At 63.7% G+C, this 23,851-nt stretch carries 18 protein-coding genes; 10 read left to right on the top strand and 8 right to left on the bottom strand.

What is annotated here, in order from left to right:
• Nucleotides 1–16 precede the first annotated feature (16 nt).
• Nucleotides 17–1,843 (bottom strand): sensor histidine kinase, encoded by a 1,827-nt coding sequence (locus tag CBW24_RS02810; RefSeq protein ID WP_097372605.1) that lies wholly within the window; start codon nt 1,841–1,843, stop codon nt 17–19.
• A gap of 2 nt (nt 1,844–1,845) precedes the next feature.
• Nucleotides 1,846–2,547, bottom strand: a complete 702-nt coding sequence (locus CBW24_RS02805; RefSeq protein ID WP_088662375.1) for a response regulator transcription factor — start codon at nt 2,545–2,547, stop codon at nt 1,846–1,848.
• Between the two features lie 357 nt (nt 2,548–2,904).
• Here CBW24_RS02805 and CBW24_RS02800 point away from each other — a divergent pair, with 357 nt between their 5' ends.
• From CBW24_RS02800 to CBW24_RS02790, 3 genes are all read left to right on the top strand, one after another.
• Entirely contained in the window at nt 2,905–4,503 is a 1,599-nt protein-coding gene (locus CBW24_RS02800) for a phosphoenolpyruvate carboxykinase (RefSeq protein WP_088662376.1), read from the top strand.
• A gap of 232 nt (nt 4,504–4,735) precedes the next feature.
• On the top strand, nt 4,736–6,628 hold the full coding sequence (locus tag CBW24_RS02795) for a propionyl-CoA synthetase (protein WP_097372604.1): 1,893 nt from the start codon (nt 4,736–4,738) through the stop codon (nt 6,626–6,628).
• A 183-nt stretch (nt 6,629–6,811) separates the two neighbouring features.
• Complete coding sequence (locus tag CBW24_RS02790; protein ID WP_097372603.1) at nt 6,812–8,272, top strand: sigma-54-dependent transcriptional regulator; 1,461 nt, start codon at nt 6,812–6,814, stop codon at nt 8,270–8,272.
• Between the two features lie 76 nt (nt 8,273–8,348).
• Here the strand turns inward: CBW24_RS02790 and CBW24_RS02785 are convergent, their stop codons facing one another.
• Complete coding sequence (locus CBW24_RS02785) at nt 8,349–8,750, bottom strand: VOC family protein (protein WP_097372602.1); 402 nt, start codon at nt 8,748–8,750, stop codon at nt 8,349–8,351.
• A 254-nt stretch (nt 8,751–9,004) separates the two neighbouring features.
• Between CBW24_RS02785 and CBW24_RS02780 the strand changes: the two genes are divergently transcribed.
• Together CBW24_RS02780 and CBW24_RS02775 are read left to right on the top strand one after the other, a co-directional pair.
• Nucleotides 9,005–10,453: a TrkH family potassium uptake protein gene (locus CBW24_RS02780; protein WP_097372601.1), complete on the top strand. Its 1,449-nt coding sequence runs from the start codon at nt 9,005–9,007 to the stop codon at nt 10,451–10,453.
• 162 nt (nt 10,454–10,615) lie between these two features.
• On the top strand, nt 10,616–12,538 hold the full coding sequence (locus CBW24_RS02775) for an acyltransferase family protein (RefSeq protein WP_097372600.1): 1,923 nt from the start codon (nt 10,616–10,618) through the stop codon (nt 12,536–12,538).
• 91 nt (nt 12,539–12,629) lie between these two features.
• Here CBW24_RS02775 and CBW24_RS02770 read toward each other — a convergent pair whose 3' ends face one another.
• Nucleotides 12,630–14,111: a DegQ family serine endoprotease gene (locus CBW24_RS02770; protein ID WP_232530046.1), complete on the bottom strand. Its 1,482-nt coding sequence runs from the start codon at nt 14,109–14,111 to the stop codon at nt 12,630–12,632.
• A 319-nt stretch (nt 14,112–14,430) separates the two neighbouring features.
• On the opposite strand from CBW24_RS02770, the gene meaB reads away from it, so the two are divergent.
• Nucleotides 14,431–15,411, top strand: a complete 981-nt coding sequence (gene meaB, locus CBW24_RS02765) for a methylmalonyl Co-A mutase-associated GTPase MeaB (protein WP_097372599.1) — start codon at nt 14,431–14,433, stop codon at nt 15,409–15,411.
• Between the two features lie 207 nt (nt 15,412–15,618).
• Nucleotides 15,619–15,909, top strand: coding sequence for a 50S ribosomal protein L28 (rpmB, locus tag CBW24_RS02760; protein ID WP_088662585.1), 291 nt, complete (start codon nt 15,619–15,621; stop codon nt 15,907–15,909).
• A 185-nt stretch (nt 15,910–16,094) separates the two neighbouring features.
• Here the strand turns inward: rpmB and CBW24_RS02755 are convergent, their stop codons facing one another.
• Nucleotides 16,095–16,814: an NAD-dependent deacylase gene (locus CBW24_RS02755; RefSeq protein ID WP_097372598.1), complete on the bottom strand. Its 720-nt coding sequence runs from the start codon at nt 16,812–16,814 to the stop codon at nt 16,095–16,097.
• Between the two features lie 62 nt (nt 16,815–16,876).
• Here CBW24_RS02755 and CBW24_RS02750 point away from each other — a divergent pair, with 62 nt between their 5' ends.
• On the top strand, nt 16,877–17,365 hold the full coding sequence (locus CBW24_RS02750; protein WP_097372597.1) for a low molecular weight protein-tyrosine-phosphatase: 489 nt from the start codon (nt 16,877–16,879) through the stop codon (nt 17,363–17,365).
• A gap of 38 nt (nt 17,366–17,403) precedes the next feature.
• Here CBW24_RS02750 and CBW24_RS02745 read toward each other — a convergent pair whose 3' ends face one another.
• On the bottom strand, nt 17,404–17,733 hold the full coding sequence (locus CBW24_RS02745) for a hypothetical protein (protein WP_232530044.1): 330 nt from the start codon (nt 17,731–17,733) through the stop codon (nt 17,404–17,406).
• 172 nt (nt 17,734–17,905) lie between these two features.
• The gene (locus CBW24_RS02740) at nt 17,906–18,661 is read right to left on the bottom strand and encodes an NAD kinase (RefSeq protein ID WP_097372596.1); all 756 of its coding nucleotides are present in this window, start codon (nt 18,659–18,661) and stop codon (nt 17,906–17,908) included.
• A gap of 325 nt (nt 18,662–18,986) precedes the next feature.
• Here CBW24_RS02740 and glyA point away from each other — a divergent pair, with 325 nt between their 5' ends.
• Nucleotides 18,987–20,282: a serine hydroxymethyltransferase gene (glyA, locus tag CBW24_RS02735; protein ID WP_097374102.1), complete on the top strand. Its 1,296-nt coding sequence runs from the start codon at nt 18,987–18,989 to the stop codon at nt 20,280–20,282.
• Nucleotides 20,283–20,797: 515 nt separating this feature from the next.
• Here the strand turns inward: glyA and CBW24_RS02730 are convergent.
• Nucleotides 20,798–23,092 carry an NADP-dependent malic enzyme gene (locus CBW24_RS02730; protein WP_088662385.1) on the bottom strand — a complete coding sequence of 765 codons (2,295 nt, stop codon included), beginning with the start codon at nt 23,090–23,092 and terminating at the stop codon, nt 20,798–20,800.
• Between the two features lie 335 nt (nt 23,093–23,427).
• Here CBW24_RS02730 and CBW24_RS02725 point away from each other — a divergent pair, with 335 nt between their 5' ends.
• Entirely contained in the window at nt 23,428–23,850 is a 423-nt protein-coding gene (locus CBW24_RS02725; RefSeq protein ID WP_097372595.1) for a cytidine deaminase, read from the top strand.
• Nucleotide 23,851: the final 1 nt, after the last annotated feature.

Here is a 23,851-nt window from a genome sequence, read left to right as displayed (position 1 = left end):
GCGCGCTGCTCCGCGCTTAGACCGGCAGACCGACGACGAAACGCGCGCCCAGCGGGGCGGTGCTGTCATCGGCATCCGTCGGGCGGATGTTTTCGGCCCAGATGACCCCGCCATGCGCCTCGATGATCTGTTTGGAGATGGCAAGCCCAAGCCCTGAATGATCGCCGAACTGGCCCACGGGACGTTCGGAATAGAAACGCGCGAAAATCTTGGTCAGCGCCTGTTCAGGAATACCGGGGCCGGTATCTTCGACGACCACCAGCACGCGGTTTTGGCGTTTGCGAACCCAGACCCGCACCGCGTCGCCTTCTTCGCAGAAGGATACGGCATTGGTGATGAGGTTGACGAACACCTGCGCCAGTCGTGCCTCCAGCCCCAGAATGCGGATTGGCTGCCGCGGCATATCGGTGATGAAATCGATGCCCTTGGCCTTTGCATCCTCGCCCAGATACTCGGTCAGATTGCCGATCATGCGCAGCAGGTCGAAGCTTTCCTCCTCCTCCTTTACCAACTCGCTATCGAGCCGGGAGGCGTTGGAAATATCGGACACGAGCCGGTCGAGCCTGCGCACATCATGGTCGATCACGTCGAGCAGTTTTTCGCGCTGATCGTCGCGTTTGGCGACCCGCAGCGTGCCGACGGCGGAGCGGAGCGAGGCCAGCGGGTTCTTGATCTCATGGGCCACGTCGGCGGCGAACTGTTCGTTGCCATCGATCCGGTCGTAAAGCGCGCCGACCATGCCGCGCAGCGCCTTTGACAAGCGACCGATTTCGTCAGGCCGCCCGGCAAGGTCCGGAATGCGAACGCGACCGGGGCTGACCTTGCTGGTATTGCGGTCGCGGCCCAATTCGGCGGCGGAGGCCAGATCGGCCAGCGGATTGGCGATGGTCGACGCCAGCACCAAAGACAGCCCCACGGACACGAGGATGGCGATCACAAAGACCTGCAACACCTGTTCCCGCTCGGCCCGGACCAGCGCGTCGATTTCGCCGACCGCACTGGCCAGCGCCACGACGCCCAGAATCTCGCCACCCTGCCGGACGGGAACCGCCACTGCAAAAAGCGCAGCACCATCGGCATCCGTGCCGGTGACCGAAACCGTTTCGCCCATCCCGGCTCGGTCGATCAACTGACGGCTCAGCGCCTCCGCATCGCGGTCGGTCCGGGGCAGATCTGCCTGCCCGAACAGCGCCGACATCGACGACCAGATCCAGTTCAGGAAATCGGTGATTACCGTATTTGGTACATCGGCAGACAGCGCCGGTTCCGGGTTCGCGCCAAGGCTTCGGGCCAGCAGCCTGCCATCGGGGGTGAATACCAGCGCTTCGGCCCCGCGGCTCAGATCCAGCGTGGCAAGGGTTGCACCAGCATCGAGCGTGCCGTCGGTGGAGGCCCCCGTGTCTGCGCCGCTGCTTTCCGGGCTGCCCGTGCCCCCGCCGCCTGTGCCTACAGCACCCGTGCCGAGAGGGCTCGCGGCCTCACCGCCGGGCGGGGTAGCGCCGAACGGGGCTACGCCCGGCAGGCCCAGCTGCGCGATCTGCATCTCGAACACGTCGGCGACCAGCCGCGCTTCGGCGACCAGCCCAGCTTCGCGCTGCAACGCAAGGCTGTCGCGGAACGGGTTGAGGTAAAACACCCCCGCGATCAGCACGATCAGCCCAAGCAGGTTAAAGGTGATGATCTTACGCGCCAATGGGGATCGGTTCAGGGTCAGGATGCCCCGACCCTTCCGCTTGGCGCGGATGTCATGCCAAGAATCGTCACCGCTGACCCAGTCCTCGCCGAGCACGACATCGGAACGCGGCGCAGTCCGATCCTCCCGCACGAACCTCTCCCCGGTCATGGTCACTCTTCGTTATACCTATACCCGATGCCATACAGCGTCTCGATGGCACTGAAATCGGGATCGACCGAGCGCATCTTCTTGCGCAGGCGCTTGATGTGGCTATCGATGGTGCGGTCGTCGACATAGACCTGATCGTCATATGCCACATCCATCAGCTGATCGCGGCTTTTGACAAAGCCGGGACGCTGCGCAAGCGCCTGCAAAAGCAGGAATTCGGTCACGGTGAGGGAGACATCTTTCTCCTTCCATTTCACCGCGTGGCGCAGAGGGTCCATTGTCAGTTCGCCCCGCACCATCACCTGCCCGACTTCGGGTTCGGCAACCTCATCGGCGGCCATGACCTCCTGCCGGCGCAGAAGCGCGCGGATACGTTCCACCAGCAGGCGCTGAGAAAATGGCTTTTTCACATAGTCGTCGGCACCCATGCGCAGGCCCAGCACCTCGTCGATCTCATCATCCTTGGAGGTGAGGAAGATCACCGGCATCGTGGTTTTCTGGCGCAGCCGCTGCAGCAGGTCCATGCCGTCCATGCGGGGCATTTTGATGTCCAGAACCGCCATATCGGGCAGTTTCCGGTTAAAGGCGTCCAACGCGGATTGCCCGTCGTTATAGGTTTCGACCTCGAAGCCTTCGGCTTCCAGCGTCATCGAGACCGACGTGAGGATATTCCTGTCGTCATCAACCAGGGCGATCCTAGACATAACCGTATCCTTCCAAACTGCTCTCATGCCCGTTTTTTGCCACAGTTTCCGGGTTCCCCCCTTTGAATTCAACTACTAAGTGCGAATCACCCCCGAGCCGCCCGCCCAACTGACGCCAAATTCGGAAAGGAATGGCTAATTTGCATCACTTGCGCAGCCGACAGCAGCGCCGCTCCGCCCATGGTTGCGCTAAAGTTGAACTGGTTGCGCTAACTGTGCGCTGGTGACCTGTTTCTCCGAAAAATTCGCGTGATATAGAAAGGCGGTCAGCCTCGTTTTGGGCTGCGCATCGCGCCAGGAGGAGGCGTGACACTGTATCAATCAGGGCCGCCTCAGGCGGCAGCAGGAGCTACTCAGATGACCATCGGACGTGTAAACCCGGCCCAGCGCCTGGAAGATCAAGGCATCACGGGGCTCGGCAACGTCTATTATAACTACATCGAGCCCGCGCTGATTCAGGAAGCTCTGAAACGCGACGAAGGCACGTTGGGGAATGGCGGCGCGTTTCTTGTGTCCACCGGCGCCTATACGGGCCGCTCGCCCAAGGACAAGCACGTCGTGCGCACCCCGTCGGTGGAGGACAAGATCTGGTGGGACAACAACGCGCCCATGTCCGCCGAAGGGTTCGATGCGCTTCATGCCGATATGCTGGAGCATATGAAGGGCCGGGACTATTTTGTTTCCGACCTGTTCGCGGGGGCCGATCCGGTGCACCGGCTGGATGTGCGGATGGTGACCGAGCTTGCGTGGCACGGCCTGTTCATCCGCACCATGCTGCGCCGCCCGGAGCGCGAGGAACTCGACACCTTCGTGCCGGAATTCACGGTCATCAACTGCCCCAGCTTCAAGGCCGACCCCGAGCGGCATAACTGCCGCTCCGACACGATCATCGCGATGAACTTCGACAAGAAGATGATCCTGATCGGCGGCACCGAATACGCGGGCGAAAACAAGAAATCGATCTTTAGCCTGCTGAACTACATGCTGCCCGAAAAAGGCATCATGCCGATGCATTGCTCGGCCAACCACGCCAAGGGCAACCCCGTCGACACGGCGGTGTTCTTTGGCCTGTCGGGCACGGGGAAGACCACGCTGTCGGCAGACCCGTCGCGCACGCTGATCGGTGACGACGAACATGGCTGGTCCGATCGCGGGACGTTCAACTTCGAAGGCGGCTGCTACGCCAAGACCATTTCGCTGTCGCCCAAGGCGGAGCCGGAGATCTACGCGACCACGCATATGTTCGGCACGGTGATCGAGAACATGGTGTTCGACGAAGACACCCGCGAGCTGGATTTCGAGGATGACAGCCTGACGGCCAACACCCGGTGCGCCTATCCGCTGCACTACATCCCGAACGCATCCGACAGCGGGCTGGGCGGGCACCCCAAGAACATCATCATGCTGACCTGCGATGCCTTTGGCGTGCTGCCTCCCATTGCGCGGCTGACGCCCGCGCAGGCGATGTATCACTTCCTGTCGGGCTTCACCTCGAAGGTGGCGGGGACCGAGCGTGGCGTGACCGAGCCGGAACCGACCTTCTCCACCTGTTTCGGCGCGCCTTTCATGCCGCGTCGTCCCGAGGTCTATGGCAACCTGCTGCGGGACAAGATCGCCCAGCACGGGGCGTCGTGCTGGCTGGTCAACACCGGCTGGACCGGCGGCGCCTATGGCACCGGCTCGCGTATGCCGATCAAGGCGACCCGCGCCCTGCTGACCGCTGCGCTGGACGGCTCGCTCAATGACGCGACCTTCCGCAAGGATGGCAATTTCGGCTTCCAGGTTCCGGTCACGGTGCCCGGCGTCGATGCGGCCCTGCTCGACCCCCGGTCCACCTGGGCCGATCCCAAGGCCTATGATGCGCAGGCGCAGAAGCTGGTGGAAATGTTCGCCGAGAACTTCGCCCAATATGACCCCTATATCGATGCCGACGTGAAAGCCGTCGCCATCGGCTGAGCCTATCCCCCCGCCCCGGTGGCTATCTGCCGGGGCGGGGGACCGCGACCGCACGACCGCCTGCCCATCGCAGGCCCCTGACGGGACCATCCCAGCCCGCCGCGCGCCAAGCGCCCTCCCCCCTCCTTAGGTTCATGTTGCCCCGGCGCGCCCGCCTGCCCTATCGTCGATCCGTCATGGTCGCAGAGGAGGCGCCTGTGACCTGCAGGAGAGGCGAGGAGGGCAGCACCGAATGAGCTACCGCGAGGTCTATGACCGCTGGCTGGCGGACCCCGAAGGATGGTGGCTCGACGCCGCCCGCACCATCGACTGGGACCGCGCCCCTACCCGCGCGCTGAGCGACACCGCGACCGGCGGGCACGAATGGTTCGCCGACGGTCTGGTCAACACCTGCTGGAATGCCGTTGATCGTCATGTCGAGGCAGGCCACGGCGCGCGCAACGCCATCATCTACGACAGCCCCGTGACCGACACTGTCGCGCATATCACTTATGCCGACCTGCGCGACCGGGTGGCGCGGCTTGCCGGGGCGCTATCGGCGCGCGGGATCGGGATCGGCGACCGGGTCGTGATCTACATGCCGATGGTGCCGGAGGCGCTGATCGCGATGCTGGCCTGCGCGCGCATCGGGGCCATTCATTCGGTCGTCTTTGGCGGCTTTGCGGCGCATGAACTGGCCGTGCGGATCGATGATGCGCAGCCGCGCTGCATCCTCGCCGGATCCTGCGGGATCGAGCCGTCGCGCATCGTCCCGTATAAGCCGTTGCTGGACGCCGCATTGGCGCAATCGGACCACCAACCTGACTTCTGCGTGGTCCTGCAACGCCCGCAGCAACCGGCGGATCTGCACCCGGATCGCGATGTCGATTGGGATGCATTTCAGCGCGATGCCGCCCAAGCGCCCTGCCAGCCAGTGCCCGGCAATCATCCGGCCTACATCCTCTATACCTCTGGCACGACCGGGCGGCCAAAGGGAGTGGTGCGCCCCACGGGCGGGCATCTCGTGGCGCTCGACTGGACCATGGCCAATATCTACGACATGCAAGCAGGAGAGGTGTTCTGGGCCGCATCCGATGTCGGCTGGGTCGTGGGGCACAGCTACATCTGCTATGCGCCGCTGATCCACGGCTGCACCACGGTCGTGTTCGAAGGCAAGCCGGTAGGCACCCCCGATGCCGGCACCTTCTGGCGGGTGATGGCGCGCCATGGGGTCAGCGCCTTCTTCACCGCACCCACCGCCCTGCGCGCGGTCAAACGCGAAGACCCCGCCGGTGCATTGGCGCGCGAGCATGATCTGTCGTCCCTGCGCGCGGTCTATCTGGCCGGGGAACGCGCCGATCCCGACACCGTGGAATGGGCTGAGCGGACGCTGGGCGTGCCCGTGATCGACCATTGGTGGCAGACCGAGACCGGCTATGCCATCGCCGCCAATCCCCGCGGGCTCGAGCCGCTGCCGATCAAGACCGGATCACCCTCCGTCGCGATGCCCGGCTATGACATCACCATCCTCGACGAAGCAGGCACCCCCTGCCCGCCCGGCACGCTGGGCGCGATCGCGCTGCGGCTGCCCTTGCCCCCCGGAACGCTGCCGACATTGTGGAACGCCGACGAGCGGTTCCACCGCGCCTATCTCAGCCGCTTTCCCGGCTATTACGAAACCGGCGATGCCGGGATGCTCGACGAGGACGGGTATCTCTATGTGATGGCGCGCACTGACGATGTGATCAATGTCGCCGGGCACCGCCTGTCCACCGGCGCGATGGAAGAGGTGCTCGCCGCTCATCCCGATGTTGCCGAATGCGCGGTGATCGGTGTCTCCGATCCGCTAAAGGGACAGGTGCCGGTGGGGCTTTTGTGCCTCAACACAGGCTGCGCCCGACCGGTGGAGGACATCATCGCCGACTGCATCGCATTGGTGCGCGACCGCATCGGCCCCGTCGCGGCCTTCAAGCGCGCCGTGGTCGTGCAACGCCTGCCCAAGACCCGCTCGGGCAAGATCCTGCGAGCCACGATGGTGCGGATCGCGGATGGAGAAACCGTCACCGCCCCCGCGACCATCGATGATCCTGCCATTTTAGAGGAAATTGCCGCAGCGTTATGCGGCCCGGCAAACCCGCAAAGCTGATTTTTAGCAATGCAAACCACGGAATTTGTGACCTAATATCACCCTGCACCCGTAATGGGTGCGACAGGAAACGACTGCTGGTTCGTAAGGTGCCGTGAAACGCCACGTTAGGCTTTTGCGCGTAGCAACGGGGTGGCAGCCGCGCCGCGATGCGCCGGCGTGGAACAGGGATGAGGTCAGGGCGTGGCGCAAATTCTGCTTGTTGAGGGGTCTGCCTCGTTGCGGCATGCCTATGCCGCCACTCTGCGGTCCGAAGGCCATCGCGTCACGGCGGTTGCCGACGGGGCCGGGGCGCTCGCCGCGATGTCGGACGCGCGGTATCAGGTCGCGTTCATCGACATGACCCAGACGAACAGCAGCGATGACCGCAGCACGCTATGCGCCCAGTGTCGCGCGCTGCATCCCGATTGTCGCATCGTGCTGATCGCCGATGGTCCCAGTTTTCAGGCCGCCGCGGCGGAGGTGCGTCGTGGCGCGTATGAGATACTCGTAAAACCGTTTAGCGAGTTCCGCCTGCATAATTGCGCCGTTGCCCTGCATGATCCCCCGCCGGAGGAGGACGAAAACCGCAATGCGCCGCTGGGCGGGTTTCAGGGGCGTTCCGTCCGCATGGGGCAGATGTTTGCCACGATCCGAGCCTATGGACGCTCCGGCGCGCCGGTCTTGATCCGGGGCGCGCCCGGCACCGAGAAGGGCCGCTGCGCGCGCGCCGTTCATCTGGCCTCCGGCCGGGCCGAGAAACCGTTTATCGAACTCGATTGCCGCACCCGCCCGGTGGAGCAACTGGAAGCCGAGTTGATGGGTCACTTGCGCGGGGCCTTTGTCGGCGCGCTGTCGGATCGGGCCGGTGCGGCTCAGCTTGCCCATGAAGGCACGCTGTTTCTGGACGAGGTCGGCGCCCTGCCCCGAGGGTTGCAGCCGATGCTTCTGGACATCATCCGCTCCGCCACCGTGCAGCCTGTTGGCTCGACCGTGCCGCACCGGATTAATATCCGTCTGGTCTGCACGACCACCCGCGATCTGGATCAGGCCGTGGCGGATGGTGAATTTGACAACCGGTTGCGGGACCGGCTGTGCGTGCTGCCTCTGGATATGCCCAATCTGGCGGATCTGGGCGACGACGTGCTGGAAATCGCGACCGCGCGTCTGCGCACGCTGGCACGGGAGAAAGGCCGCCGCTTCGTCGAATTCGCCCCTGACCTCGCCCCGCGCCTGCAGACCCTGCCATGGCCGGGCAATCTGGCCGAATTGACCGAGACGCTGCGCCATGTCGTGACATCCCATGACGGGACGCAGGTTGAGCTTGAAATGCTGCCGCTTGAACTGATCCAGCAACTCGATATCGGCCCCATGCCCGCCCGGGGCACCGCAGTCCGGCCCAGACCGGACACCTTTTCGGCTGGCGTGCCGCGGAGCGAGGCGCAGACCGCTACAGGCGCTCTTGCCACCGCCGAGGACACACCCCGCACCCCCGCCGAGGATGTCGCCCTATCGACGCTTATCGGGCGCCCCCTCGCCGAGATCGAGCAACTGGTGATCGAGGCCACCATTGCCCGCGAAGGCGGCTCCATCCCGCGCGCGGCGCGCGTTCTGCAACTGTCGCCCTCGACGATCTATCGCAAACGGGAAAGCTGGCGAAAATAACGCTCCGCCGGAGCGCGCCACGGCACAGGCCGGGAATTTGCACAGGCCACGGCGGGTCAGGCGATGAGCGGCGGCCTTACCCCTCCGTCGCGCCGGTCATCTCGACCAGCTGGATCAGGTTCCCACACGTATCGTCCAACACAGCCATCCGCACAGGGCCGGCATCCATCGGGTCACGGGTGAACATGACGCCCAGCTTCGTCAGGCGTACGTGCTCCGCGGCTAGATCATCGACCTGAAACGAATGCGCCGGCACGCCATCCGCGACCAATGCCGCCGTATAGGGCCCGACCGCCGGGTGATCGCTCGGCTCCAGCAGCAATTCCGGACCCTCCGGCTGTTGCGGGCTGACAAGGGTGAGCCAGCGATGCGCGCCAATCGGCACGTCATGCTTCACGGTAAATCCAAGGATGTCGCAGTAGAATCGCTGCGCTTTCGCCTGATCGTCCACGAAGACGCTTGTGATGTAGATTTTCATTCCATGTCTCCCGTCATCCAGCACCCGAAGCCGGGTATCTCGTGACCCAACGCTATCAGAGTTGGGGTCCGCCACCGCGAACAAACCGGGCCGTGCCGCCGAGCGCGCCCCGCGAATCGCGCGCGTCGCTCCACGCCCCCCATCGGCCAAACCACACCGCGCTGTCGTCGCCATGCCGCGCTTGCACAGCCGCGCGCAGGCGTCGCGGGCTCCGTTCTTGACACCCCGCGCGGGGCAGGCCAACGCTTCGCTTCATGTTCGACATCCGCCCCGTGGGATATGTCATTGGCCTTCTCCTGACCTGCCTCGGCGGCTTCATGCTGCTGCCGCTTGGCATGGACCTGATGGAAGCCAACGGACACTGGCCCATCTTTCTTGAAAGTGCGGTCATCACCCTGCTCAGCGGCGGGCTGATGGCGCTGGCTTGCTCCAATGGCGTGGGCGAGGGGCTGACACTGCGGCAGACCTTCCTGCTGACCACGGGCGTGTGGCTGACGCTTCCGATCTTTGGCGCGCTGCCCTTCATGCTGGGCCCGCCCCATGCCAGTTGGACGGATGCGTATTTCGAGGCGATCTCCGGCCTGACGACCACCGGCTCCACCGTGTTTTCCGGGCTCGACGACCTGCCCAAAGGCATCCTGCTGTGGCGGTCGATCCTGCAATGGACCGGTGGCATCGGGATCATCGTCGTGGCGATGGTGTTCCTGCCCGAATTGCGGGTCGGCGGCATGCAGGTGTTTCGGTCCGAGGCATTTGACACGCTGGGTAAGATCCTCCCCCGCGCAGGTGAAATCGCCAGCCGTATTTCGGTCTGCTACGTCACGCTGACCTTTGCCTGTTACCTCAGCTATCTTGCCGTGGGCATGGACAGTTTCGAGGCGATCAACCACGCGCTTACGACGCTGTCGACCGGCGGGTTTTCTACCTATGACGCCAGCTTCGGACGGTTCCAAGGGCCTGCCGAATATGTCGCGTCGGTGTTCATGATCCTCGCAAGCCTGCCCTTCGTCCGCTATGTGCAGATCCTTGCCGGCACGGCGCGGCCCTTCTATCGCGACACCCAGATCCGCGCGTTCCTGCTGGTGATCAGCGCGCTGGTGCTGGTGCTGACGATCTACCGGATCATCGTCAATGGCGACCATTTCGAGCATGGCCTGCGCGAAGGCCTGTTCAACGTCACATCGATCATCACCGGCACGGGATATGCCTCCGTCGATTATCAGCTCTGGGGGCCGATGCCGGGGGTGCTATTCTTTTTCATCGGGTTGGTCGGCGGCTGCGCAGGGTCGACCTGTTGCTCGATCAAGATATTCCGCTATCAGATCCTGTTTTCGGCCATCCGGGCGCAAATCCGGCGTCTACATTCCCCCTCCGGCATCTTCATCCCGCGCTTTGATGGCCGTCCGGTGACAGAAGACGTGCTGTCATCCGTGATGGCGTTTTTCTCGCTGTTCGTGGTGAGCGTGGGCGTGCTGTCTGTGCTGCTGGGGATGACCGGCCTCGACTTCGTGACCTCGGTTTCCGGTGCGGCCACGGCGCTGGCCAATATCGGTCCCGGCCTCGGCTCCGAGATCGGCCCGGCGGGCAACTTCGCAAACCTTAACCCGATGGCCAAATGGCTCCTCGCCATCGCGATGCTGGTCGGGCGGCTGGAGCTGCTCGTGGTTTATGCGCTTCTGACGGTGAGTTTCTGGCGGAGTTGAGCGCTGACGCGCTAGTGCCACACCCAAACGTCCACTTTCATGCGACCTTAGGTTGACATTGAAACCCATTTTCGCCGCCCCTATGGAGCCGATGGTAGCCTGTAATGCCTTTTGGCGGATCCTAGGCTAAGAGATTTTTCAGTATACCATCGAGCATCTAATATGAAGTACAGGCCAGAGATTGACGGATTACGGGCTATCGCAGTCGTGCCTGTGATTCTTTTTCACGCAGGATTTTCATGGTTCGAAGGTGGATTCGTCGGCGTTGACGTATTCTTTGTCATCAGCGGCTACCTCATTACAACGATCATTTTGGATGAGATGAAGTCTGGGCACTTCTCAATCGCCAATTTCTACGAAAGGCGCGCCCGTCGCATTCTTCCTGCCCTTTTCTTTATGATTCTCATGATTCTTCCCTTTGCACATATGTGGATGTTCCCCTCGCAACTTGAAGATTTCGGGGAGACAGTCATGATGACAGTTGCGTTTTCATCAAACTTTGTCTTCCTACGAGGCGACGAATATTTTGGAACAGCTGCCGAGATGAGGCCCCTTCTTCATACTTGGAGCCTGGCTGTAGAAGAACAATTCTACCTTTTCTTTCCCTTTCTTCTAATTTTTTTGAGGCGCTGGCGGCAGCCGATCCTAATTTCGTGCCTTATCGGATCTTTCCTCGCCAGCTTTGCATTGGCGGAATGGGGGTCTAGAAATGAACCGGGCGCTGCGTTCTACTTTCTGCCCACACGGATCTGGGAATTGCTGGCCGGGGCGCTCTGCGTGTTTGTGCCGAGGTTCCGCAACACCAGACTAAACAATTCACTGGGACTTCTTGGGCTCGCTCTCATCGCCGCGGCCATCTTTAACTATAACGATTCCACCCTATTCCCCGGCGTCTATGCGCTCTTGCCTGTGAGCGGAGCGGTTCTAATCATTCTGTTTGCTCATCAGGGCAACGCAGCGGCAAAGCTTCTATCGTTGCGCGGCTTGGTGGCAGTCGGGCTTATATCCTATAGCACCTACCTTTGGCATCAGCCGCTTTTTGCTCTCGCAAGGCTTCACGGCCTCCAGGAGCTGAGCGTGACCTTCTTGACCGTCCTAGTGCTAACCTCGTTCATGATAGGCTGGGCAAGTACCCGTTGGATCGAGGCACCTTTCAGACGCCGGGAGGGCAGGCTCTTTCCGCGACAACGACACCTGTTCCAAGCAGGCGCAGCGATCGCGGTTTTGATTTCTGTGGTGGGCCTGAGTGCACAATTGAGCGAAGGGTATGTCGACAGAGGTAACGATCAGCTGACTGTCGCGGAACTGGAGTACCTGGTTCGTCCGAACCGCGGCCTGCACGCGGATTGCCATTCCGGGTTCACTACATCACCGAACTGCTACACCGATCCTACACCAGAAATCCTACTTTGGGGCGACAGTTATGCTCAACACCTAACCGATGGCATTCTAGCTAGCGATCCGGGGGCCAAACTCCAGCTACAATCTCTCTCCGCCTGCGCTCCGATTCTTGGCGCCGCGCAACGGACTCGTTCGCAAGGCGACGACTGGGCACGCCGATGCATCGAGTTTAATGAGGAGGTCCTTGATTGGTTGGCAGATCAGAAGGCGCCGATTACGGTTATTCTTGCCTCTCCCTTCAGCGAAATTATAAACAGTGACCTGCTCCTGGCGTCAGGAGAGATTGTTAAAGGCGGCTCACTGGAATTTGCCGCTGGGAAAATTCGCGAGACCTTAAACGCCATTCGCAATACTGGCGCAAAGGTAATGATTGTCGCACCACCGCCGAAAAGCGGATGGGATATAGGTCAATGCCTCATCAAAAGCGTTTACTTTAAGGCCCCGCCAAACAGCTGTGACTTCGCATTTGTCAAGGATGCGCGCCCTTATCAGCTGCTAAGGACTTTGACCGACAACGTCGGTATTTACTGGCTTTCCAAAGACATCTGTGACAACAAAACCTGCTCTCCTCTGCGGGACGGAACATTCATATACAAAGACGGCGGGCACCTAACCGTAGAGGGAAGCGCGCTGCTTGGGCGCAAGAATAACTGGATGCCGACATTCGAGCAGATCGCGTGGTAAGTAGACGCTTTTCCAACGTCGCGTGACCTGATCCGGACAAAAAAACGCCCCGCCGGAGCGGGGCGTTAATTAATCAGGCGCCTAGATTAAATCACTGTTCAGTCGTCGCCGGCGCGTCGTCGTTTTCCGGGGCGGGGATGTCGCCATCGACCGTCAGCGCGACGAAGCGGGGCTCGCCTGCGCGGCGGATGAGGAGCAGCAGGGATTTACGCCCGGCGTCTTGGGCCTCCTCGATGCGGGACTGCAGGTCGGCGACCGCGGTGACCTTCTGCTGGCCCGCTTCGGTGATGACGTCGCCCGCGCGCAGGCCTTTCTCGTAGGCCTCCGCCATCTCGTCGACCTCGGTGATGACCAGACCTTCGGTCCCGGCGGTCAGTTCCAGCGTTTCGCGCAGTTCCTCATTGATGGGCGAAACGGTGAGGCCCAGCACTTGGGCCTCCTCCGGTTCCTGCGGGGTTGCGTCCATCGCGGCAGGCACGGCGCCTTCGGCGGTTTCACGGCGGCCGAGCGTCACTTGCAGCGTTTCGGTCGCGCCTTCGCGCCACACGGTGACGGGGACGGTTTTGCCGACCTCCGTATTGCCGACACGGCGGACCAATTCGCGGGTATCGGCCACATCGAGCCCGTCAAAGGATGTAATGACATCGCCCGCCTGCATGCCCGCCTCGGCTGCCGGGCCTTCGGGAACGTCGGTCACAAGCGCGCCGCTGGCGTCGCTCAGGTCCATCGCTTCCGCCACATCGGGGGTCACATCCTGAATGCGGACGCCCAGCCAGCCGCGCCGGGTTTCACCGAACTCCTTCAGCTGATCGACAACCTTGGTGACCACCGCCGACGACATGGCAAAGCCGATGCCGATCGAGCCGCCATTGGGGGACAGGATCGCAGTGTTCACGCCGATCACATCACCATCCATGTTGAACAACGGCCCGCCGGAGTTGCCGCGGTTGATGGCGGCGTCGGTCTGCAGATAATCGTCATAGGTGCCGCTGAGCGCCCGGTTGCGCGCCGACACGATGCCAGCGGAAACCGAGAAACCCTGCCCAAGCGGGTTGCCCATGGCCATCACCCAGTCGCCCACGCGCATCTTGTCGCTATCGCCGAAGGAGACGAAGGGCAGATCTTCGGGCTCGCCCGCCACCTTCAGCAGAGCGATATCAGTGTTAGGGTCGGTGCCGACGACCTCGGCATCGAGCGTGCTGCCTGAAAAGAACTCGATCGAGATCTCGTCCGCGCCCTCGATAACGTGGTTATTGGTGACGATGTAGCCGTCCTGCGAGATCACGAAGCCGGAACCGAGAGCGGACGACCGGCGCGGGGCGCGGTTGCCGTTTTGCTGCTGGTCCATGAAGTCGCGGAAGAATTCTTCGAAGGGCGAGCCTTCGGGAATCATCGGTCCGGTGCCGGTATTGCCTGCGACCGTGGTGGAGGTGGTGATGTTGACGACCGCCGGGCTCACCTGATCGGCGAGGTCGGCAAAGCTGGCCGGTGCGCTCTGGGCGTCGGCGGTCAGCGTCTGCGACACCAACAGCGCCAGCGCCGTCATCATTGCGATCGCCGTCTGCATCACCATCCGCAGTCCTGCGTCCTGCTGTCTGGTTTGGACAACTGCCTGTGCTCTCACGGGAGATCTCCTTATCGAAATTCGGGAGGGCGCGGTCGGGATACACGATCCGCAGGCCACCGCCCCTGTTCTGGATGCGCCTAGTAACAAGATAGGAACCATCGGACGCAACTCAAAGCCCATCGCGCGCCGTCACCACTGTGTGAAACACCGAAACATGCCGAAACCGGCGTGAACAGGTGCGGTTTGCAGTGCTTTCCTGCTGCGGGCGGCATTGCTACACCGGGTGGACGCGACAAACGGGCGCGGACCAGACTGGGGGACAGGCATGGAGATCGCGGATCTGGCAACGCGGGTTGCGGCGGGGGATCGCCGGGCGCTGGCGCGGGCGATCACGCTGGTCGAAAGCGGCCGGGCCGATCACCGGGCGCAGGCGCTCGACCTGATCGCACAGCTTGCGGTCAGTGGCGCCGAGGCCTTGCGCATCGGTCTGTCGGGCACGCCGGGCGTGGGGAAATCAACCTTTATCGAAAGTTTCGGCCTGATGCTGACCGGCGCCGGGCTGCGGGTCGCGGTGCTTGCGGTCGATCCGTCCTCGGCGCGCACAGGCGGTTCGATCCTCGGAGACAAGACCCGGATGGAGCACCTGTCCCGTGATCCGCAGGCATTTATCCGCCCCTCCCCCGCGCAAAGCCATCTGGGCGGCGTGGCACGGCGCACCCGCGAGGCCATCGCGCTGTGCGAGGCCGCGGGCTACGACGTGATCCTGATCGAGACGGTGGGCGTGGGTCAGTCGGAAACCGTGGTCGCGGAGATGTCGGATCTGTTCGTGCTGCTGCTGGCCCCTGCGGGCGGTGACGAATTGCAGGGGGTGAAGCGCGGCATCATGGAAATCGCGGACCTGATCGTGGTGAACAAGGCAGACGGCGACCTGCGCGACACCGCGCGGCGGACCTGCGCGGATTACGCCGGCGCGCTGCGCCTGCTGCGCAAACGCCCCGAAGACCCCGAAGACTTCCCCAAGGCGATGATGGCCTCCGCACTGGATCGCACCGGGCTGGATACCGTATGGCAGGAGGTGCAGGCTTTGGCCGCGTGGCGCCGCAGCCACGGCCATTTCGCCCGACGTCGCGCGGAACAAGCGCGCCATTGGTTCGAGGAGGAAGTCCGTCAGGGCCTGCTTGCCCGTCTGCGCGAAGAGCCCGCCGCCCGCGACCGCATGCAGGAACTCGGCGACGCGGTGGCACAGGGAACGGCTGCCCCCGGCCCCGCGGCTCGTGAAGTGCTAAGCTGGCTGCGGCAGGGCTAGGGTAGCCCCCGGCGGGGGTGTCCGAGGGACAACGGGTGCGATAGACAGCCCCCCACCCCGGCCTGCGGATGCCATTCCCGCCTATGCGGACCGGTCCGGCGGGCTTTCGCGGTTGACACTTCGCGGCGGATGCTCTTAAACGCGCAAACGGAATTCCGGGCGCCCCATGCGGCGCCCATGTTATTTGTCGAACACGAGGATGATCCCATGTCGCGCGTCTGCGAACTGACCGGAAAGGGCCCGATGGTTGGCAACAATGTCAGCCACGCCAACAACAAGACCAAGCGGCGTTTTCTGCCGAACCTGAACGACGTGAGCCTCATCTCCGATGCTCTGGGCCGTTCGTTCAAGCTGAAAATCTCCGCTTCTGCGCTGCGCTCGGTCGATCACCGTGGCGGCCTGGATGCCTTCCTTGCCAAGGCGAAGGACGCTGAGCTGTCCCCCAAGGCACTGAAGATCAAGAAAGATATCGCGAAGTCGGCCCAGACCGCAGCCTAATCGGCCGCATCTGACGACCGCTTTCGGAAACCCGCCCCTCCGCCGTGTTCCGGCGGGGCGGCGCTCCGAGACACGAAGCCCCGCGGCATGGCCGACGGGGCTTTTGCTGTTAGCAGGCCAGAAACCATGCGTCCAGCGCCCGTGTATGCGGTCAGGAGCGCGCGGTTCTATGCGAATCGGTCAGGTCAAAGACGGGCCAGCAGTTCCGCGACCCATTCCGGCACCGCTGCCGTGGCAGGACCGAATCGCCGTTCCTGAAAGAAGGGCGAGGTCGGCTCCTCCGACAGATTGATCTCGACCGTATGCGCGCCCATCTGCGCGGCCTCCTCCACGAATCCGGCGGCTGGATAAACCTGCCCCGATGTGCCGATCGCGGCAAAAACCTCTGCCGTGTCGAGATGACCTGCGATTTCCTCCATCCGGTAGGGGATTTCCCCGAACCAGACGATATCTGGCCGGGTCGTTTCCGCGCCACAGGCCGGGCAGGTATCTGTCGGGGCCATCTGCGCAGGGGCAGGCCAGCGGTGCTCGCAGGCCGCGCAGAGCGCCCCGGTGAGCGTGCCGTGAATGTGGATCACCTCATCGCTCCCGGCCCGTTCATGAAGGTCATCGACATTCTGAGTGATAAGCACCACCTCCCCCGGCCATTGAGCCTGCAACTTTGCCAGCGCGTGATGCGCGGCATTGGGCGCGGCGTCGGCGGCATTGGCACGGCGGGCATTGTAGAAGCCGTGCACAAGGGCGGGATCGCGGGCGAAACCTTCGGGCGTGGCAACCTCCGCCAGATCATATTTTGTCCAGACACCCCCCTTATCTCGGAACGTGCCAAGCCCACTTTCAGCGGACACACCTGCGCCGGTGAGAATCACCAGCTTCGCATCACGGGGAAAATGGCCTCGGGTCATGCGGGTTTCCTTGTTACGGCGCGCAGCCTAGGCTGGACAAAATGATTACAGGAGTATGTCCGATGACATACAGAATTCTTTGCGTCTGCCTTGGCAACATTTGTCGCTCGCCCACGGCGGAAGTGGTCGTGAAGAGGCTGGCGGAGGATGCCGGTCTGACGATCCATGTGGACAGTGCGGGCACGGGCGGCTGGCATATCGGCGATCCGCCGGATGCGCGGATGCAGGCGGCGGGCGCGGCGCAGGGCTATGATCTGTCGGGGTTGCGGGCGCGGCAGGTCAGTGCGGCTGACTTTGACCGGTTCGACCTGATCCTCGCGATGGACCGGCAGAATCGCGCAGATCTCGAACGGCTGCGCCCGGCGGGAAATACCGTCCCTGTGCGGCTGATGCTGTCTTGGGGTGCGGCGGCGAGCGGCGGGCACAACCCGGCGGAACAGGACGTGCCCGACCCCTATTACGAGGGCGGATTTGACTACGTTATCAAGCTGATCGAACAATCCGGCGCTGGACTGATGGCCGAGATTGGACACAGGGCGGAGCAGGCGTGAGTCACGCCTGATCCAGAAATATGCAGTCCGCGCCGGACTTAGCTGCAAACGGCCTGCGCGGTCTGACCAAAGGCTTTCCAGCGGAGCCAGAATTCCTCGTTCGAGCGGTTGCTCGACTGGCGGATTTCCTGAGCCTGATGCGGATCGCGGAAGAGCTTCGCGCCCTTGCGCTGATCGCTGCGGGTCAGAACCTGATCCGCGACGCGGCCGATGCAGGTGCACCGCGAACGGGTGGCCTGAGCGCGGTCCGATTGCAGGCAAGCGCGCTGCACCACGTTGGCAGAAGCCTGCGCAACAGGCAGGGTAGTCAGGGGCGCGGCCAGAGCGGCCAGCACGACAAAGGTCTTGAGCCGGGTGTTCATTGACATGCCTCGTTCCTGGGACGGCCCGCCCATTCTGAAGGGGAGGCGGTTAACCGTCGGTTGACAGGATCTGAGGATGCCAGAGCGCGTCGCGTTGATCAACGACGCTACGTCCCGGCAGGCACGATTGAGCACGCCGCTGTGGGCAAACGGCGCAGAGAGCCAGCCCCGGCCCGCGTCAGTTGAACTGCTCGCGGATCAGCCGCTCGTTCAGGCCGTGACCGGGATCGAACAGGATGCGGTGACGCACCTGCGGCTCCGACCGGATCAGGACGCTGACGACATTGGTCACCAGCCGACTGTCCGCATCGGCGATGACCGGGCGTTTGCGGGCCTCCAGCACATCGAACCGCACCTCGGAGCTTTCGGGCAGCAACGCGCCGCGCCACCGCCGCGGACGAAACGCCGCCACCGCCGTCAGGGCCAGCACATCCGCGCCAATCGGCAGGATCGGCCCGTGGGCGGAATAGTTATAGGCCGTGGATCCCGCAGGCGTGCTGACCAGCGCACCGTCGCAGACCAGTTCGTCCAGCCGGACCTTGCCATCGACGGTGATCTTCAGCTTGGCGGCCTGCGGTCCGGCGCGCAGCAACGACACCTCGTTGATGGCCAAGGCGTCATGCGCCTCGCCATCCCCCGAAATTGCGCGCATTCGCAGCGGATTGATGACCTCTTCTTCCGCCGCGGCCAGCCGCTCCAGCAGCCGCGGCTCGGCGTATTCGTTCATGAGAAAGCCGATCGTGCCGCAATTCATGCCATAGACCGGCGCATCCAGATGCAGCGTGCCGTGCAGGGTCTGCAGCATGAAGCCATCGCCCCCCAGCGCCACGATCACCTCCGCTTGATCGGGCGCGACATTGCCGTAGCTGTCGCAGAGGGTAGCGCAGGCCTCCTGAGCGATTTCGGAATTGCTGGCCAGAAAGGCGATCTTCATTGCGGCGCGGTCCTCATGCGGGCGGGCATGGGTTCAGACATTGCGTGCCGGGGTCGGAAAGGCAAGGCTGCGGACCTTGCGGCCTTCCGAGCCGAGCGGCGAGATCTGCGACTTATGCGCCCGGCGCTCGCGGCGCGCCCACCCCGCGTCCCCCGCCGCGCGGCTGTGTCGCGACATTATGAGGCGGGCGGGCGGCCGCTATGCCTTCCGCAGCGGCGGAGTTTGGTCTATGAGGCGCGCAATCCCCGCCGATGGCACCCGTCCGGTGCGCCACGGCATCCCCGCACCGGCATTTTCAAGGCCCGGCCAGACAGGAGTGTGCATGATGAAGGACATCGTCCGCGACACCGGCTTCTTCACCGAAACCCTCGCCAGCCGCGATCCCGAGATCGCCAAGTCCATCGAACAGGAACTGGGTCGCCAGCGCGACGAGATCGAGCTGATCGCCTCGGAAAACATCGTCTCTGCCGCCGTGATGGAAGCGCAGGGCTCGGTGATGACCAACAAATATGCCGAAGGCTATCCGGGCAAGCGCTACTACGGCGGGTGCCAGTATGTCGACATTGCCGAAAGCCTCGCCATCGAGCGGGCCAAGGAACTGTTCGGCGCGAAGTTCGCCAACGTGCAGCCCAACTCCGGCAGCCAGATGAACCAAGCCGTGTTTCTGGCGCTCCTGCAGCCCGGCGACACTTTCATGGGGCTGGATCTGAACTCCGGCGGTCACCTGACCCACGGCTCCCCCGTCAACATGTCGGGCAAATGGTTCAACGTGGTCTCCTACGGTGTGCGTCAGCAGGATCAGCTGCTGGACATGGACGCGATCCGCGAAAGCGCGCTGGCCCACAAGCCGAAGCTCATCGTGGCCGGTGGCACCGCCTATAGCCGCACATGGGACTGGGCCGAATTCCGCAAGATCGCGGATGAAGTCGGCGCCTATCTGATGGTCGACATGGCCCATATCGCCGGTCTGGTTGCCGGTGGTGCGCATCCCTCGCCCGTGCCTCATGCCGACGTGGTGACCACCACCACCCACAAATCCCTGCGCGGCCCGCGCGGCGGCATGATCCTCACCAACGATGAGGCGATCGCCAAGAAGATCAACTCGGCCGTGTTCCCCGGCCTGCAGGGCGGCCCCCTGATGCATGTCATCGCGGCAAAGGCCGTGGCCTTCAACGAAGCGCTGCGTCCCGAGTTCAAAAGCTACGCCGCGCAGGTCGTCGCCAACGCGCGCGCCATGGCGGATGAACTGTCGAAAGGCGGCATCGACATCGTGTCCGGCGGCACCGACAACCACCTGATGCTGGCCGATCTGCGGCCCAAGGGCGTGACCGGCAAGGCGACCGAGGCCGCACTGGGCCGGGCGCATATCACCTGCAACAAGAACGGCGTGCCGTTCGATCCCGAAAAGCCGTTTGTCACGTCGGGCATCCGTCTGGGCACCCCGGCGGGCACCACCCGCGGCTTCCGCGAAGACGAATTCCGCCAGATCGCGCGCTGGATCGTCGAAGTGGTCGACGGGCTCGCCGCCAACGGCGATGACGGCAATTCCGAGGTCGAAGCCAAAGTGCGCGACGAAGTCAGCGCCCTCTGCGCAAAATTCCCGCTCTACCCCGAAATGTAAGGGCAAGCGTGATCGAGATGAAAAGGGCGGCTCCGCGGGGCCGCCCTTTTTGTTTAGGGGGCGTGCGAGAGGAAGCGCCGCGCGCATATTTCAGGCGCAGCGGAAGCCTGCCCGTGGGGTGGCGCTGCAACGGCTGAGCGAGTGCGCTTTATCCCAGCCAAGTCCCTCCCCGTTCAGAGGTCAGAATGAGATGGCAAAGCGCCAGCCCGCCGGATCGGGCAGGCGCTCGCCCGCGCGCTTCGCTTGTTCGCGGGCGAATTCGCGTAGTTCGGAGGAGGCACTACATCGGCGCTCCCCTTGGCGCACCGTAAGCCTGCCCGGGGGATGGCGCGGCAACGATTGAGCGAGCGCGCTTTATCCCGGCCACACCCCTGCCCGCTCCGAAGTCAGCGTGAGGTGGCAAATCGCCAGCCCGCAGGGACAGGCAGGCGCTCGCTCTCGCGGCCTTGCCCGAGAGCGGTTGCTTGCCGTTCGGAGGGCGCGGTCGGATCCACGCCCTCCCGCCCTGCAACCTGTTAGCCGTAGTGACCGACCGGGGTTCCGGCGAGGGCGGAGATATTAAGCAGGCCCCGCGCGGTGATCGATGGGGTTACGATATGGGCGCGGTTGGCCATGCCCATCAAGATCGGCCCGACCTCCAGCCCTTGGGCCTTCATCTTAAGGATGTTGCGCACGCCGGAGGCCGCGTCGGAATTGGCGAAGATCAGCACATTGGCCGCGCCTTCGAACCGGGCTTCGGGCAGGTGGCGCGCGCGCAGAGCCGGGTCCAGCGCGCTATCCACATGCATCTCGCCTTCGTAACAGAAATCGGCGCCTTGCGCGTCAAGCAATGCCAGCGCGGCGCGCATGCGCGGGCCGGAGCCGGTGTCGAGATTGCCGAATTGCGAATGCGAGCAGAACGCGATTTTCGGCTCCAATCCAAACCGGCGGACATGGCGCGCGGCGGCGGTGGCGATCTGGGCCAGATCCTCGGGCGACGGCTCGGCATGGATATGGGTGTCCGCGATGAAAAGCGGGCCTTCTTCCAACACCATCAACGAAAGCGCGCCAGTGGGACGCAACCCGCCGGTGGCCAGCACCTGATCGATGTAGTTCAGGTGCCACAGATATTGCCCGAACGTGCCGCAGATCATGCTGTCGGCCTCGTCCCGCTGCACCATGACCGCGGCAATGGCGGTGGTGTTGGTGCGCATGATCGCGCGCGCCAGATCCGGCGTCACGCCACGCCGGGCCATCAACCGGTGATAGGTTTCCCAATAATCGCGATAGCGCGGGTCGTTTTCCGGGTTCACCAGTTCGAAATCGGTGCCGGGGCGGATCGTCAGGCCGGCACGAGCGCAGCGGCTTTCGATCACGTCGGGACGGCCGATCAGGATCGGCGTATCGGTGGTCTCCTCCAACATTGCCTGCGCGGCGCGCAGCACGCGCTCATCCTCGCCCTCGGCAAAGACGATGCGGCGTTCGGCGCTGGCGGCGGCCTCGAAAACCGGACGCATCAGCAGCGCGGATTTGAAGACCGAGCGGTCGAGATGCGCCTTGTAGGCGGCGATGTCCTCGATCGGGCGCTCGGCGACACCGCTTTCGGTGGCGGCCTGTGCCACGGCGGAGGCCACGACCCCCATCAGCCGCGGATCGAACGGTTTCGGGATCAGGTAATCGGCGCCGAAGGTCAGCTGCTCCCCCTGATAGGCAGCGGCGGCCTCGGCCGACGTGGTGGCACGGGCCAGTGCCGCGATCCCCTCGATACAGGCGATCTGCATCTGGTCATTGATGGTGGTCGCCCCCGCATCCAGCGCCCCGCGGAAAATGAACGGAAAACACAGGACGTTATTGACCTGATTGGGATAATCCGACCGGCCCGTGGCGATGATCGCATCCGGCGCCACGGCGCGCGCATCTTCGGGCAGGATCTCGGGCGTCGGGTTGGCGAGGGCAAAGATGATCGGACGACTGGCCATCCGGGATACCATCTCGGGCGTCAGCACACCGGGCCCTGAAAGCCCAAGGAACAGATCCGCCCCGTCAATCACATCCCCCAGCGTGCGCAGGTCGCTGGGCTGGGCGAAATCGGCCTTCTGCGGGGTCATCTGTTCGCTCCGGCCCTCATAGACCAGACCTTCGATATCGCAGAGCCAGACATTTTCGCGCTTCAGCCCCAGCTTCAGCAGCATGTTCAGACAGGCGATCCCTGCCGCGCCGCCGCCGGTGGAAACCACCTTGATATCCTCGAACCGCTTGCCCGCGACACGCAGCGCATTGGTTGCCGCCGCGCCCACGACGATGGCGGTGCCGTGCTGGTCGTCATGGAAAACGGGAATGTTCATCCGCTCGCGGCAGATCTTCTCGACGATGAAGCAATCGGGGGCCTTGATATCCTCCAGATTGATCGCGCCAAAGGTCGGCTCCAGCGCGCAGACGATCTCGGCCAGCTTTTCCGGGTCGGTTTCGTCCAATTCGACATCGAAACAGTCGATATTGGCGAATTTCTTGAAAAGGACGGCCTTGCCCTCCATCACCGGCTTGGACGCCAGCGCGCCGATATTGCCAAGCCCCAGCACCGCGGAGCCGTTGGACACCACGCCCACCAGATTGCCCCGGCTGGTATAGCGCCGCGCCGCACGGGGATCGTCGCGAATGGCGAGCGAGGCATCCGCGACGCCGGGGCTATAGGCGAGCGACAGGTCGCGGCCATTGGCCAGCGGCTTGGTCGCGCGGACCTCCAGCTTACCGGGCTTAGGGAATTCGTGGTAGTTCAGCGCCGGGCTTTGCTGGCCCGATCCTTGAAGGGCGGATTTGGGTGCATCGGCCATCAGGCGCCTCTCTTTCGAAGAAAGTTTAATGTTGAACCAGCAGGGCTGTCGCCCGATCTGATACGCCCTGTGCCAATTTTCGCAACCCTCGTCTGGACGCGAAAGGCGGGTTCTCGCGGTGCCGCGCCGCGGCATTCCGGGCTGTGCCAATCCGCCCCGCCAGACTGGCTGGCAGAGGCGACGCGGGCGGTGCCGACGGCCCGCGTCATCCCCGGCGCGGCGCCGCTCCCGGACCGGCACGCCACGGCATCGCGGCGTTGCTCGGACGTCACCGGGCGCGCGGGCTTGCAACCGCCGGGGGCCACGACCAGACTGGGACCAAAGGAGATCCGCCCATGTCAGACACCCCCCTTTCGCCGCAGACCCAAGACCTGATCGCGCTGGCGCGGGATGTGGCCGGACGCGCCTACGTTCCCTATTCGCGCTTCCACGTGGGAGCCGCGATTCGCGCAGGGTCCGGCGCGCTCTACCAAGGCTGCAACGTCGAGAACGTCGCCTATCCCGAAGGCACCTGCGCCGAGGCGGGCGCCATCGCGGCGATGATCGCGGGGGGCGACACGACAATCGCCGAAATCGCTGTCATTGCCGACAGCCCGGACCCGGTGCCCCCCTGTGGCGGTTGCCGCCAGAAAATCGCAGAATTTGCCGGCTCTGACGTTCGGGTGACGATGGCCACAAAGGGCGGTGCCACGCGCACCGTGACGGTGGCTGAATTGCTGCCGGGCGCGTTTTCGCAGGCCCATATGGATAAGGTCTGAG

This window comes from Pacificitalea manganoxidans (genome assembly GCF_002504165.1).
GTDB classification, from domain to species: domain Bacteria; phylum Pseudomonadota; class Alphaproteobacteria; order Rhodobacterales; family Rhodobacteraceae; genus Pacificitalea; species Pacificitalea manganoxidans.
This window is presented reverse-complemented; position numbering and strand designations above follow the sequence as displayed.

What these genes read in the sequence shown, in the direction of transcription:
- CBW24_RS02805 (WP_088662375.1), bottom strand. Translation starts at nt 2,547, where the DNA reads ATGTCTAGGATCGCCCTGGTTGATGACGACAGGAATATCCTCACGTCG.
- CBW24_RS02780 (WP_097372601.1), top strand. Translation starts at nt 9,005, where the DNA reads ATGTTCGACATCCGCCCCGTGGGATATGTCATTGGCCTTCTCCTGACC.
- CBW24_RS02755 (WP_097372598.1), bottom strand. Translation starts at nt 16,814, where the DNA reads ATGACCCGAGGCCATTTTCCCCGTGATGCGAAGCTGGTGATTCTCACC.
- meaB (WP_097372599.1), top strand. Translation starts at nt 14,431, where the DNA reads ATGGAGATCGCGGATCTGGCAACGCGGGTTGCGGCGGGGGATCGCCGG.
- CBW24_RS02810 (WP_097372605.1), bottom strand. Translation starts at nt 1,843, where the DNA reads ATGACCGGGGAGAGGTTCGTGCGGGAGGATCGGACTGCGCCGCGTTCC.
- CBW24_RS02725 (WP_097372595.1), top strand. Translation starts at nt 23,428, where the DNA reads ATGTCAGACACCCCCCTTTCGCCGCAGACCCAAGACCTGATCGCGCTG.
- CBW24_RS02750 (WP_097372597.1), top strand. Translation starts at nt 16,877, where the DNA reads ATGACATACAGAATTCTTTGCGTCTGCCTTGGCAACATTTGTCGCTCG.
- CBW24_RS02800 (WP_088662376.1), top strand. Translation starts at nt 2,905, where the DNA reads ATGACCATCGGACGTGTAAACCCGGCCCAGCGCCTGGAAGATCAAGGC.
- CBW24_RS02795 (WP_097372604.1), top strand. Translation starts at nt 4,736, where the DNA reads ATGAGCTACCGCGAGGTCTATGACCGCTGGCTGGCGGACCCCGAAGGA.
- rpmB (WP_088662585.1), top strand. Translation starts at nt 15,619, where the DNA reads ATGTCGCGCGTCTGCGAACTGACCGGAAAGGGCCCGATGGTTGGCAAC.
- CBW24_RS02730 (WP_088662385.1), bottom strand. Translation starts at nt 23,092, where the DNA reads ATGGCCGATGCACCCAAATCCGCCCTTCAAGGATCGGGCCAGCAAAGC.
- glyA (WP_097374102.1), top strand. Translation starts at nt 18,987, where the DNA reads ATGAAGGACATCGTCCGCGACACCGGCTTCTTCACCGAAACCCTCGCC.
- CBW24_RS02745 (WP_232530044.1), bottom strand. Translation starts at nt 17,733, where the DNA reads ATGTCAATGAACACCCGGCTCAAGACCTTTGTCGTGCTGGCCGCTCTG.
- CBW24_RS02785 (WP_097372602.1), bottom strand. Translation starts at nt 8,750, where the DNA reads ATGAAAATCTACATCACAAGCGTCTTCGTGGACGATCAGGCGAAAGCG.
- CBW24_RS02770 (WP_232530046.1), bottom strand. Translation starts at nt 14,111, where the DNA reads ATGGTGATGCAGACGGCGATCGCAATGATGACGGCGCTGGCGCTGTTG.
- CBW24_RS02775 (WP_097372600.1), top strand. Translation starts at nt 10,616, where the DNA reads ATGAAGTACAGGCCAGAGATTGACGGATTACGGGCTATCGCAGTCGTG.
- CBW24_RS02740 (WP_097372596.1), bottom strand. Translation starts at nt 18,661, where the DNA reads ATGAAGATCGCCTTTCTGGCCAGCAATTCCGAAATCGCTCAGGAGGCC.